The organism is Mangrovibacterium sp. (assembly GCF_059905295.1).
Window position 1 is genome coordinate 1 of the sequence record NZ_JBZQJF010000005.1, and the last position, 12,587, is coordinate 12,587.

The following is a 12,587-nucleotide window of genomic DNA, read 5'->3' on the forward strand; positions in this document are numbered from 1 at the left end:
CGTACCTGTTTTTTCGGGATTTACCGTCGTTTCCCCTTTTACGATATGGTCATTGATCCCATCTTTTACATAGTCGAAATCGTTTTCCAGATTGTAGATCACCTGGTTGTTGGTTTCGTTCTCGCAAAACAACTGTTCTCCCCCCTGATGGTAAAAATAGAAGCTGCCGTTTCGCTGGCTGTTCGTATGGATACAGTTTTCATTGAGAGAGGTGATAACAGGCCGCTTGACACTTTCATTGTGCTTCCAGAAATTCCGGAACCATAAATGGGGCAGCACATGAATCACGGCTTCTTCGGGGCCACGGTTATGCACCGTAATCTTCATCAGGATATCGTTGATCCCCGCTTTGGCATATTCGATGAAAATATCGAAGTAACGGTCTTCATCGAAGATCGCGGAATCGGTAATTTCAAATTCCCTTACGTTTCGGTCCCTGTTTTTATTTTCCTCCAGAAGTTCTTCATAGGGAAAGGCTTCCTGAGGATATTTGTACAAATATTTACAATAGGAGTGTGTTGGCGACGAATCGAGGTGATAGTAGATCTCTTTCACATCTTCACCGTGGTTGCCTTGCCAGTTGGTCAGGCCAAACAGCCGTTCCTTCAGGAAGGGGTCTTTGCCGTTCCAAAATGCCGGTGCCAAACAAAGAATTTGTTGGCTGTCGCAAAATCCGGCGATAGCATCTTCTCCCCAGCGATAAGCATTGCTGCGTGCCAGGTCATGTGATATTGCATCCCAGGTTTGTCCGTCCTTCGAATAATCTTCTCGAATAGTTCCCCACTGGCGTTCGGATATATAAGGTCCCCATTTCCGCCAGGTTCTGTTGTCAGACGACCGTTGTAATCGTCTTTTTTCGTCCCCTGAATTATCCATGGCTACTGTAATTTTAATTGTTTGTTTTCAAATCAAAACATGTTATTCCCGAATCGAAAATATCATGTACCATCAGAAGAATTCCATGCTACTGTTTTGAACTTTGTAAAAGTTACAACAATAAGGGAATTGGTAGCTGAATAAACGCAGAACCGATCTGATTTTTAATAAACGGGCCTTAAAATTAATATCCAAATAAGGTGCAGGGCATTTCGGGAGTGGTGCCGGAGAATAGGAGGTGAGATTTTTCGTTCCGGATTCAAGGTACAAAATTGGTGTACAAGCAGTTTCATCCACTCATTTTTGCTATTTTCGTAATACCAACAACAGAAATTTATAAACCCAACAATTCCAATAGAATGAAACTTCTCTATGCATTTCTATTGTTTGCTCTTATGGCATGCAATCAACCCAACCACAACTACAGACAAAAGATCGATTTAAAAGGTCAATGGCAGTTCGCAACGGACACCGCTCATATTGGCGAACAGGAACATTGGTATCTGTCCGATTTAAAGGATAGCGTCCTGCTCCCCGGTACCACCGACTTAAATCACAAAGGTATTTTGAATACCGACACCACGACCATGCACCTGAACCGGCTTTACCGGTACGAAGGACCAGCCTGGTATCGAAAAAAGGTAACCGTTCCGGAGAGTTTTGCCGGTAAACATGTCGAGCTGTTTTTGGAGCGTACCCGGACAACTAAGGTGTGGGTCGACAGCACGCTGGTGGGCGGCTCACAACTGTTACAGTCGCCTCAGCAATTCGATGTTTCGGATTATCTTGCGCCGGGTGAACATACCATTACGGTACAGGTTGACAACGATTTGGCGCTCACTCCTTACGGGAACGTGCATATTTATTCGGATGATACGCAAACCAACTGGAACGGAATCATTGGTCAAATCTACCTTGAAGCGTCTGATAAAACACATATTACCAATTTGCAGGTTTATCCCGATATTGATGCTAAAAAGGTGGCGATTAAGCTAGAGCTGGCGGGAGCCGATCCGCAACAACAGTTAAAAATAGAGCTGTTTGCCGACAAAATCGTTAAGGGCGAAACGATCCGCCTAAAAAAGAGGGAAGAGATTGTGGCTGCACAAGCTAAAATCGAGCTGGAATATCCATTAGGTGATGAATGTGAACTCTGGGACGATTACCAGCAACCGCTTTACCACTTAACAGCCGTTGTACATACCGAAAATTCAGCCGATGCACAAACGGTACCCTTTGGTATGCGCAAATTCGAAGCCAAAGGCACGCAGTTTCAAATTAACGGACGCACCGTATTTTTGCGAGGCAAGCACGAGGCTGCTGTTTTTCCGCTGACCGGTTTCACCCCAATGAATGTTGAGGACTGGCAGCGCGTGTATCGGATTGCCAAGTCGTATGGCATTAATCATTACCGTTTTCATACCTATTGTCCACCAGAAGCGGCATTTACCGCTGCTGATGAGGAAGGAATGTACCTACAGGCTGAATTGCCTTTTTGGGGCGGTTTGGACTCAGATACCATTGCTGATATGCTCCGTGCTGAGGGAATGGCCATGTTGAAGGCTTATGGCAATCACCCGTCGTTTGTTTTGTTTTCGCCCGGTAATGAGATCTGGGGAGGGCACGAGCGGGTTGAAAAGAATGTCCGGGCTTTTAAAGCTTACGATAACCGGCCTCTGTACACCATGGGCTCCAATGTAAATATCGGTTATATGAAACCCAAGGACTATTGCGACTTCTTTGTTGGAGCTCGGGTTCCTGAGCACGGCGATTCCATTTTAGGCCATGCACGGCTTACGCATGCTTATGCCGATGCTCGGGAAGGAGGAATCCTGAATACGCAGCAACCCTCGACCGAAGTGAATTTTAACTATGCCGTTTCACATATGCCTATTCCTTTGATTAGTCACGAGATTGGGCAGTACCAGATTTTTCCGGACTATCGGGAGATCGCGAAATATACCGGAGTTCTTCGTGCCCGTAACCTTGAAGTTTTCCGAGATCGACTGGCAAAAGCCGGTATGAGCGATCTGGATAGTGTCTTTCATAGGGCATCGGGTTCCTGGTCGGCCTTGTGTTATAAGGCGGAGATGGAAGCTGCTATTCGTACCAAGGGGATGGCAGGGTTTCAGTTGCTGGATCTGCAGGACTTCCCAGGACAGGGAACGGCACTTGTTGGTATTCTGGATGCTTTCATGGACAGCAAAGGTGTGATTACCCCTGAAGCCTGGAAACAATCCTGCAATGATGTGGTGTTGCTGGGTGAATTCCCTAAGTTTTGCTGGACTAATGCTGAAACATTTCAGGCAAAGATCGTAGTAGCCAATTATTCGAACAAGGCAATTCATGCTCCATTAAACTGGAAACTGACGACTACAGATGGTACCGTTGTGAAAGAGGGGAGTTTTGAGGTGGCTGAGATTGCCAATGGCGGATTAGATTCACTTGGGAACTTGCGTATTGAGCTTTCGGCGATAACCAAAGCTTCTCAATTATCTCTTAGCATTTCGTTGGAAGGTACCGGTTATACCAACAGTTATCCGCTTTGGGTTTATCCGGGAAAAAAGGAAGTGGAGGTTCCTGATGATATTCTTGTGGCTGACCAATTGTCGAAATCGGTTTTGGCTAAATTGAATGCAGGAGCCAAGGTGCTCTTATTCCCTAAAACTAAGGATGTGAAGGCGAATAGTGTTGCCGGTCATTTTCCACCCGAATTTTGGAACTACGGTATGTTTAAAGGGATCAGCGAGTGGAGTAAGAAACCAGTGTCGCCCGGAACACTGGGGCTTTTAATGGATCCGAAGCATCCCTTGTTTGCCGATTTTCCAACGGATTTTCATACCAACTGGCAATGGTTCTCGATGATTAAAGCCAGCAATTCATTGATTCTGGATAAGCTGCCAACCGCGTATTTACCCATTGTTCAGGTCATTGATAACCTGGAACGCAACCATAAACTTGGGATGATATTTGAGTTTAAAGTGGGAGCAGGGAAGCTGTTGGTTTGCATGTCGCAGCTCAATCAGCTGACTGATAAACCGGAGGCGATGCAACTGTATCAATCCATTTTAAACTATATGAAGTCGGTGAATTTCGATCCGAAATACAAGATCAACGGAGGTGAACTTGAACAATTACTCTAAAAATTAGATTTCCGTTTTTGGCAGAAAGATCCTATTTTGAACCAAAGTCGGATCTTTCTTTTTAGGAAAAGACTTAACCCAATTCCCATTTCTAATCATTATCGCAGATCTGATTTTTTCTCCCACATTTGAACGATTGTGTATGGTTAAAATGTCCCTGATGGTTATTAATTCCTGAAAGTTAGGGTAGTTTTTATAAATTATTGGAACGTTATTTGTTCCAGTTCGTTAACATTTCTTACCGTTTCGCTGTTTTGAGTATAAGGGATATTGTTCTATTTTTAGCTTTTCGTAATGAAAAGCGGTGCTTGATGCGATAATTGTGACTTTTTAATTAACTGGTCGGCACCCGTCGACACTGAATTTGGAGGATTTTTTTTATGAGATGGAATTGGAGAATAAAATCCATGATCGGGATGATCTTGTTTGCATTTGTATTATCAGCAGGTCATGTTCAGGCCCAGACCCAGGATGTACAAGGGGATATGATTAAATTCGGGCGCTTACTTCGGCTGATTGATAGCTATTATGTTGACTCGACCAATATTGACAAGCTGACTGACGATGCCATTGTGAGCATGTTGGCTAAGCTCGATCCACACTCAGTTTATATTTCAAAAGAAGAGGTTGAAAAGATGAATGAACCACTCGTAGGTAGCTTCGAGGGGATTGGGATTTCATTCAATATTCTGCGCGATACTTTGATGGTGGTAACAACCATCCCGGGTGGCCCGTCGGAGAAAGTGGGCTTAATGCCGGGCGACCGGATCATGGATGTTGATGGTAAGAACATTGCCGGAATCGGACTCAAAAATTCGGATGTGACCGATATGCTCCGTGGTGATAAAGGCACTCGTGTTGATTTGAAAATTCAGCGTCACAATGAGAAGAACTTACTCGATTTTACCATTGTTCGGGATAAAATACCGCTTTTCAGCCTGGATGCCTCGTATATGTTGGACAACAATACCGGTTACATCAAGATTAACCGCTTTGCAGCTACTACCGGCGACGAATTCGATAAGGCTTTTTCTGAACTTAATAAGGGACACAAGTTAGAGAATCTGGTGCTTGATTTGCGCGGTAATGGTGGCGGATATTTAAAAGAAGCCATTCGTTTGGCTGATCAGTTCCTGGGACCCGATAAGTTGATTGTATACACACAAGGTATTAATGATCGTCGCAGAGAATACAAATCGAGTAGCGTTGGTTGCTTTGAGCATGGCCGTTTGATTGTGCTGATTGATGAAGGCTCAGCATCGGCCAGTGAGATTGTTACGGGAGCTATCCAGGATTGGGATCGTGGTTTGGTAATTGGTCGCCGTTCATTCGGGAAAGGATTGGTGCAACAACCATTCCCTTTAACCGATGGCTCGATTGTCCGGTTAACAACTGCTCATTACTACACACCGAGTGGTCGTTGTATTCAGAAACCATACGATAAGGGATTGAAAGAATATCGCGAGGATTATTTACACCGGATGGAAAGTGGTGAGTTATTTTCGGCTGACAGCATCCATTTTGACCAGAGTCAGACTTATGCTACCTTAAATAGCAAACGTGTTGTTTATGGCGGTGGTGGTATCATGCCCGATATTTTTGTTCCTCTTGATACTTCGGTCAACTATGTTTTTTATAACCAGTTGGTTCGTCGTAACATCATGAATTCTTCCACTTTAACGTATCTGGATTCACACCGAAGTGAACTGCAGAAAAAATATCCTAAGTTCCAGGATTACCTGGCATCTTTCAATGTTGGTGACGATTTTGTGACAGGTGTTTTGGCTGAAGCTGAAAAGGAAAAAATTGAAGGGACGGAAGAAAGTATTTCTTTTGCGAAACCGCTAATTAAACGGCAAGCCAAAGCTATGATTGCCCGCGATTTATATGGAACTTCGTATTATTACCAGGTCGTTAACCAAGAGGATAAAATAATTCAAAAGGCAATCGAGGTTTTGAAGAATACTTCAACCTATGATAATATATTGGCAGAACAAGTAAAAAATGATTGATCAGGTTATTGCATGGCTAACCACCCATTGGGTGGAAGTAACAGCCGCTGTTTTAGGAATCGTTTATATTTTCCTATCAATAAAACAAAATATTCTAACATGGCCGGTGGGATTACTCACATCGGCCTTGTACATTTATGTGTTTTATGTGAGTAAATTTTATGCCGATATGGCCTTACAGGGCTATTATGTGGTCGTCAGCTTTTACGGGTGGTATTTGTGGGTAAAAGGAGCTTCGAAAGAAGAATCCACGCTGGAAGTAAGCAAAACTCCCCGTCATTTGTGGTTGTGGCTGATTTTAGCCAGCATTGGTTCGTTTTTATTAATTGAGTTTGTCCTCCAACATTACACCGATTCTCCTATTCCTGTTGGCGATGCAATAACAACAGCGCTAAGCCTGGTAGCTACCTGGATGCTGGCGCGTAAGTACATTGAGCATTGGTTGATTTGGGTCTTTGTTGATGCGCTTTCAACTGCCCTCTATGCTTTTAAAGGTTTATGGCCCACAGTAATCCTGTTTTCGGTATATACTGTCATGGCTGTTGCCGGCTATTTACAATGGCGTAAAGAGCTCAAAGATTTGCAGATTCAACCGGTAAATGTTTCCCGATGACGAAGATTATCGTATTGACCGGCCCGGAATCGACAGCAAAGAGTACACTTACCCGGGAGCTTGCTAGTCGATATCAGGGGACAAGTTTCCCGGAATATGCCCGTACCTACCTCGAAGGGAAAGGGGAACATTACACTTATGAGGATGTTGAAGCGATTGCAAGAGGGCAGATCAAGCAGTACGAGGATGCCATAAAACAGCATGAAGAGTACGCTTTCCTTGATACCTGGTTGTTTGTCACTAAAGTGTGGTTCGATTGGGTTTACCAACGATGTCCGGATTGGCTGGAAAGGGCCATTGGGGAGAAGCCTGTTCACTTGTATCTGCTTTGCAAACCCGATATTCCATGGGAACCCGATCCACTGCGTGAAAACGGAGGTGAGCAGCGCGAAGAACTCTACGAAATTTATAAGCAACAGCTGATAAACCGTGACTTACCTTTTGTTGAAGTAGGTGGTGACGGTGAATCCCGGATTAAAAATGCAATTGATGCCATTAATAAGTTCAACTTTTAGGCTTTTGCTACGTTGAATTATTTGCGAATCATTTTGAAAAAGGTGACTTTTGTTAGGTCTGAAATAGCTGAATTTGCAAACGAATTCGGCACTTTTCAATAAAAAAAGATGAATATGAAAATTGCATCAAATGTCTTAGAGCTCATTGGCGGTACTCCGTTAGTTAAGCTTAATCGTTTGTCGGCAGATTGTTGTGCAAACGTTTATGTGAAGTTGGAATCCCAAAACCCTGGTGGGTCAGTAAAAGACCGTTTAGCTTTTGCGATGGTCCGTGCTGCTGAAGAGCAAAATTTGATTAATCAGGAAACGGTTATTATTGAGCCGACAAGTGGTAACACAGGAATTGGTTTAGCCATGGTTTGTGCTGTTCGCGGCTACAAGCTGAAGATTGTGATGCCCGAAAGTGTTTCGGTGGAGCGGCGTATGTTGCTGAATGCTTATGGTGCTGAACTTGTGCTGACTTCAGCCAAAGGAGGGATGAAAGAGGCTATTGCTAAGACAAATGAGCTTGCCCGGGATATTGAAAATTCATTTGTCCCGATGCAGTTTGAAAATCCGGCAAATGTTGAAATGCACCGCCGAACAACAGCTCAGGAAATTTGGAATGATACCGATGGTCAGGTTGATATCTTTGTTGCCGGTGCCGGAACAGGAGGTACAATTACTGGTGTTTCGGAGGCTTTAAAAGAACTGAAATCAGAAGTCTTTTCGGTTGTTGTGGAACCTTGCAGTTCTGCTGTCTTATCCGGAAATCCAGCGGGATCGCATAAGATTCAGGGTATTGGAGCCGGTTTTATTCCGGCTGTATTAAATACGAAAGCTTACGATGAAATTTTGCCGGTATCGGACGAACACGCATTCGAAACTGCCCGCAGGATGGCAACCGAAGAAGGTATTCTTTGCGGTATTTCATCAGGTGCAAATGTTTATGCTGCTTTAGAAATTGCCAAACGTGAGGAAAATAAAGATAAGCACCTGGTGGTCATTGTATGTGATACCGGTGAACGCTACTTAAGTACAACCTTATTTAATGACTCGAAAAATGGAATCTGAAAATAGCTTACTTTCAAAAATAAACCATACGGTTGAACAGTTGGCGGACCCGAAAACTTATGAGATGGTTTGCCACGAACATATGTTGGGAGAGCCGGTTCCCTCGTCTGAAAAATTGGCGACAGTCGTCAATATGATCCGGGAGATTCTGTTTCCGGGATACTTTGGAAATACGACTTTGCGACAGGATTCGCTTCGACATTACATGGGAGTGTATGTTGACGAATTGTTTGCATTACTGTCGGAGCAGATTCTGGCAGGACTGTGCTTTACCTGTGATCGTACGGAAGAGGTCGATTTTAAAGAACGGGAACGTTATGCTCAGGGCTTGGCAGCCGATTTTATTTCGTTTCTGCCTGTAATCCGTCGCGTTTTGGTAACCGATGTTGAAGCAGCTTTTGTTGGTGATCCTGCAGCTAAAAGTCGTAGTGAAGTTATTTACTGTTATCCGGCTGTTCGGGCTATTTCGAACTACCGTATTGCCCATCGCATGTTGCAATTGGGAGTTCCATTGATTCCACGGATTATTGCAGAGATGGCCCACTCGGAAACAGGGATTGATATTCACCCTAAAGCTGAAATTGGAGAATCATTTACCATCGACCACGGAACTGGTGTGGTTGTAGGTTCAACTTGTATTATTGGGAATAATGTGAAGCTTTACCAAGGTGTTACGCTTGGTGCAAAAAGCTTTCCGCTGGATGAAGAGGGTAACCCAATTAAAGGAGTTCCTCGTCACCCGATTGTGGAAGATAATGTGATTATTTATGCTCAGGCTACCATTTTGGGACGTATCCGGATTGGACACGATTCAGTGATTGGTGGTAACGTATGGGTAACCAATAATGTCGCACCTAATTCGAAAGTTCTTCAATTTAAAGCACGCGAAACAGCCTTTAAAGACGGAGCCGGAATTTAATTCATAAAAAAATCAATGATTGAAACTTATCCTTTGGTGGCAACCACCTATGCCGGATTAGAAGAAGTTCTGGCGCAGGAGTTGTTTGCCTTGAATGCCGATGATGTTCAGGTAGCTCGTCGTGCTGTGTATTTTTCCGGTGATCTGGAAATGATCTATAAGGCTAACTATAGCCTTCGAACAGCCTTGAAGGTGCTGGTCAATATTCGGAATTTTAAAGTGCTGCGTGCTGATGATCTTTATCACCAGGCGTTAAAAATAAAATGGGAGCAATACTTCGATTCAGATCAAACTTTTGCTGTTCAGAGTGTTGTTTTTAGCGATGTTTTCAATAATTCGATGTTTGCATCCCTGAAATTGAAGGATGCTATTGTCGATCGTTTTCGCAAAGTTGGAGGGAAACGCCCCTCGGTGGATACCCGAAATCCTCAGGTAATCGTGAATCTGCATATTGCGAACAATGCCTGTACCATTTCGCTGGACAGTAGTGGTGAGTCCTTGCATAAGCGTGGTTACCGCGTTGGACGTCACGAAGCACCAATAAGCGAGGTACTGGCAGCTGGTATGCTGAAGCTGTCGGGTTGGGATGGTGAAAGTTCCCTGACGGATCCGATGTGTGGCTCCGGAACTATTGCCATTGAAGCAGCGATGATTGCTAAGAATGTTCTTCCGGGAGAAGTTGGCAGAGCTTATGCCTTTGAGAACTGGAAGAATTACGATGCTGAGCTTTTTCAGCGGATAAAGAGCACGAAAAGTCATCGGGAGACTGACTTTATGATCTACGGTTCGGATATTGACCGTCGTTACATTAACACAGCTTTTCAGCATGCCGAAAAAGCACTTGTTGATGATTCGGTTATTTTTAAAGTAGCCGACTTTAAGACACTTGAAAAGAAGCCTGGAACCAACTTTTTGATTTTTAATCCTCCGTATGGTGAGCGCATTGAAAGTGGGGATGAGGCTTTATACCAAATGATCGGGGAGAAGCTTAAGCATGGCTTTCAGGATACAAATGTTTGGATCATCAGTACAAACTCTTGCTTAAAATGGTTAGGTCTTAGACCAGCCGTAAAGATTCCCTTGTTTAATGGCTCGCTTGAATGTAGTTTCCGGAAGTACGAGATGTATCAGGGGTCCAAGAAGAATTCTTAATGTGATTTTTTATTTATACAAAAATAAGAAAGCCCGGATTTAACATCCGGGCTTTTCTTTTAACCATTATTTTGAAAACATTATTTGCGAAAGAAAGGTATTCAGAATTACTCTTCGAACAGATAGGATAATTAGGAATTTCATTAAGAATACCGAAAGATTTTTTGCGATTACTGACTGGATAATTGAACTAAGGAATAATGAACTAAGGATTGTCAGTTTTACGCTTGATCTTTACTTGCTAACGTATTTTGAATTTCTTTATGATCGTTGTTTTATTAATCCATATCAGCCAGTTTCCGAATTATTGCTGTGGCTTTTTCACTGTAATAACCATTGTTTTCAGCAATTCGTTGTAACTGTTTGTATGCTTTTCTTTTATTGTCGTTTTGTAAGTAGCACAGCGCAGTGTACCATTCAGCTTGTTCGACAAAAAGGTTGTTTTTCTCTTTTATAACTTGAGTATATGATGTAATTGCATGATCAAATTTTCCAAGCTCCTGGTATGACATCCCTTGATAGAAGTTTCCTACCGGATTATTCGCATCTGATTTTAGAACCTGATCAAATAATGCAATTGCTTCAGAATATTCGGCCGCATTGTATTTATGCAGTGCGATACTTATTTTACTGTCTAAATCACAGTTGTTTGAACGGAATATCCCAGTTGCTTCATAAGGACGGAAGTATTGACTGTAGAGTTGTCCGTCATTGGTAGTTTTATTTCGACTCAGCAAACTGCTAATACTTATCAGTAGGATCAGAGATGCTGCAATAGTTGCCGCAGCGATACGAGATCTAGGAATTCGGGCAATGAATGATCTTTCCTTACGTTTTTCCCGGATAATTTCCTTGCTTAGTCGATCTAGCTTATCTCGAAGATTCATGACATCATTTTCAGCCAGCGCAGAGTCAATCTCTTTGTGTAATTCCAATTCAGCAACCAGATCCGGATTATTGGTCAATTCAGTTTCGAAAGAGGAACGTTCATCTTCATCCAGCTCCATATTCATGTATCTGTCGATTTCTTCTATTTTCCGGGATGTTGAAGATTCCGTTTGTTGGATTTTTCCCAGATTTGCTCTTAGATCCATGATGTCTGTTTCCCCAATGGCTTGATCTACATCTCGATAGAGCTCGACATCCTTCATTAAACCTTCATTGATCGCCAGTTCAGCTTCAAAGTCTTTAAGGAAGTCCTCATCCATTTCCTGGTTAATGTACTCGTCAAGTTCCTTGGAATCAAACTCATGTGCCGGCATATTGGCTGCGATGTGCTGCAGATTATCTCTTAGTTCAGAGATATCTCGTTCTTCCATTGCGAGTTCTACTTCTGCAAAAATTGCTTCGTCTTCCGGAGTTAGCTCAAATTCTTCGTCAGAAGCATTCTTTTCCTCAAATTGTTCTTTGTAGTATTGATGAATATTTTCTTTTTCAGCGATTTTATGTTGTGCCAGGTGAAGTTTTGGTAAACTTTGAGCAAAGCTAACGATATCACTGATATTGACCGATGACTTAAATTCTTTGAAAGATGACAAATCTTCAGATAACTCGAAACTGTAGTCAGAACCTTCTGCAACAACCAAATCTTCTTTTTCAGCTGATTCCTGATCCATAATGGACTGGATGTTTGCTCTTAATTCTGTAATGTCTGTTTCTGTAATGGCTGCTTCGATTTCCTGGTGAAGAGTAATTTCCTCTTCGATCTCAGGGCTGATGGCCATTTCTGCATTGAACTCCTTCAACTCGTCGTCGGTCAACTCCTGGCTGAGGTATCGGTCAATGTATTCTGTTATGTTTGATTTGCGTATCATCTTTCTTGCTTTTTCTTTTAAACACACAAAGAACTTTCTAAAACTCTTCGAATATTTGTATTTATTCTAATAAACAATATTACATATTATGAAACATATAAACCCTTGTTTTTTATACAATATATTCGATAAATAATCAATAAAAATAAATTCTAGGGAATGATGAGATAATTATTTTAACTAGAGCTTCTTTCTTAGCTTAGAAATAAACTTGAAACTTTAATTGAAGAGTAATGATCTTCTAATATATTGTTTTTGAGTTTATTGAGCCATGGATTTTACTCGAATTAATTCAATTTCTCAAGAAAGGTACTATTCAAGGTCTTCAACATAGATGTCCATATCTCTGCTGATTCCACCTTTAACTTCATTTAATTCTTCTTTTGTTAATACTTCGAATGAATCAAAAATGTTTTTTTCGTTGTTAGCAAATAAAGTTTTCATTACTTTTAAATTTTAATGGTTAATACTTTTAATTCCTTAATCATCC

Annotated in this window: 9 protein-coding genes and 1 pseudogene; 7 read left to right on the top strand and 3 right to left on the bottom strand. The window is 42.2% G+C overall.

Features of this window, described 5'->3' with window-relative positions:
* A pseudogene (locus AC37HE_RS00185) lies at positions 1 to 876 on the bottom strand (MGH1-like glycoside hydrolase domain-containing protein); the annotation flags it as partial.
* Positions 877 to 1,235: 359 nt separating this feature from the next.
* Here AC37HE_RS00185 and AC37HE_RS00190 point away from each other — a divergent pair.
* The 7 genes from AC37HE_RS00190 to AC37HE_RS00220 all read left to right on the top strand — a co-directional run bounded on the left by AC37HE_RS00190 (position 1,236) and on the right by AC37HE_RS00220 (position 10,283).
* Positions 1,236 to 4,019, top strand: a complete 2,784-nt coding sequence (locus tag AC37HE_RS00190; RefSeq protein ID WP_500780745.1) for a glycoside hydrolase family 2 protein — start codon at positions 1,236 to 1,238, stop codon at positions 4,017 to 4,019.
* 416 nt (positions 4,020 to 4,435) lie between these two features.
* A complete protein-coding gene (locus tag AC37HE_RS00195; RefSeq protein ID WP_500780746.1) occupies positions 4,436 to 6,031 on the top strand; it encodes a S41 family peptidase in 1,596 nt (531 codons plus the stop codon).
* Complete coding sequence (gene pnuC / locus AC37HE_RS00200; RefSeq protein ID WP_500780747.1) at positions 6,024 to 6,644, top strand: nicotinamide riboside transporter PnuC; 621 nt, start codon at positions 6,024 to 6,026, stop codon at positions 6,642 to 6,644. The genes AC37HE_RS00195 and pnuC overlap by 8 nt, the downstream gene beginning before the upstream one ends.
* A complete protein-coding gene (locus AC37HE_RS00205; protein ID WP_500780748.1) occupies positions 6,641 to 7,159 on the top strand; it encodes an AAA family ATPase in 519 nt (172 codons plus the stop codon). Before pnuC ends, AC37HE_RS00205 begins: the two co-directional genes overlap by 4 nt.
* Positions 7,160 to 7,273: 114 nt before the next feature.
* On the top strand, positions 7,274 to 8,212 hold the full coding sequence (gene cysK / locus AC37HE_RS00210) for a cysteine synthase A (RefSeq protein WP_500780749.1): 939 nt from the start codon (positions 7,274 to 7,276) through the stop codon (positions 8,210 to 8,212).
* Entirely contained in the window at positions 8,190 to 9,131 is a 942-nt protein-coding gene (locus tag AC37HE_RS00215; protein WP_500780750.1) for a serine O-acetyltransferase, read from the top strand. Before cysK ends, AC37HE_RS00215 begins: the two co-directional genes overlap by 23 nt.
* Before the next feature lie 15 nt (positions 9,132 to 9,146).
* A complete protein-coding gene (locus AC37HE_RS00220; protein WP_500780751.1) occupies positions 9,147 to 10,283 on the top strand; it encodes a THUMP domain-containing class I SAM-dependent RNA methyltransferase in 1,137 nt (378 codons plus the stop codon).
* Between the two features lie 278 nt (positions 10,284 to 10,561).
* Here the strand turns inward: AC37HE_RS00220 and AC37HE_RS00225 are convergent, their stop codons facing one another.
* Both AC37HE_RS00225 and AC37HE_RS00230 read right to left on the bottom strand, forming a co-directional pair.
* A complete protein-coding gene (locus tag AC37HE_RS00225) occupies positions 10,562 to 12,097 on the bottom strand; it encodes a tetratricopeptide repeat protein (protein ID WP_500780752.1) in 1,536 nt (511 codons plus the stop codon).
* Between the two features lie 312 nt (positions 12,098 to 12,409).
* A complete protein-coding gene (locus AC37HE_RS00230; RefSeq protein WP_500780753.1) occupies positions 12,410 to 12,541 on the bottom strand; it encodes a bacteriocin in 132 nt (43 codons plus the stop codon).
* Positions 12,542 to 12,587 lie beyond the last annotated feature (46 nt).

What these genes read in the sequence shown, in the direction of transcription:
- pnuC (WP_500780747.1), top strand. Translation starts at nt 6,024, where the DNA reads ATGATTGATCAGGTTATTGCATGGCTAACCACCCATTGGGTGGAAGTA.
- AC37HE_RS00230 (WP_500780753.1), bottom strand. Translation starts at nt 12,541, where the DNA reads ATGAAAACTTTATTTGCTAACAACGAAAAAAACATTTTTGATTCATTC.
- AC37HE_RS00220 (WP_500780751.1), top strand. Translation starts at nt 9,147, where the DNA reads ATGATTGAAACTTATCCTTTGGTGGCAACCACCTATGCCGGATTAGAA.
- AC37HE_RS00215 (WP_500780750.1), top strand. Translation starts at nt 8,190, where the DNA reads ATGACTCGAAAAATGGAATCTGAAAATAGCTTACTTTCAAAAATAAAC.
- AC37HE_RS00225 (WP_500780752.1), bottom strand. Translation starts at nt 12,097, where the DNA reads ATGATACGCAAATCAAACATAACAGAATACATTGACCGATACCTCAGC.
- cysK (WP_500780749.1), top strand. Translation starts at nt 7,274, where the DNA reads ATGAAAATTGCATCAAATGTCTTAGAGCTCATTGGCGGTACTCCGTTA.
- AC37HE_RS00205 (WP_500780748.1), top strand. Translation starts at nt 6,641, where the DNA reads ATGACGAAGATTATCGTATTGACCGGCCCGGAATCGACAGCAAAGAGT.
- AC37HE_RS00195 (WP_500780746.1), top strand. Translation starts at nt 4,436, where the DNA reads ATGATCTTGTTTGCATTTGTATTATCAGCAGGTCATGTTCAGGCCCAG.
- AC37HE_RS00190 (WP_500780745.1), top strand. Translation starts at nt 1,236, where the DNA reads ATGAAACTTCTCTATGCATTTCTATTGTTTGCTCTTATGGCATGCAAT.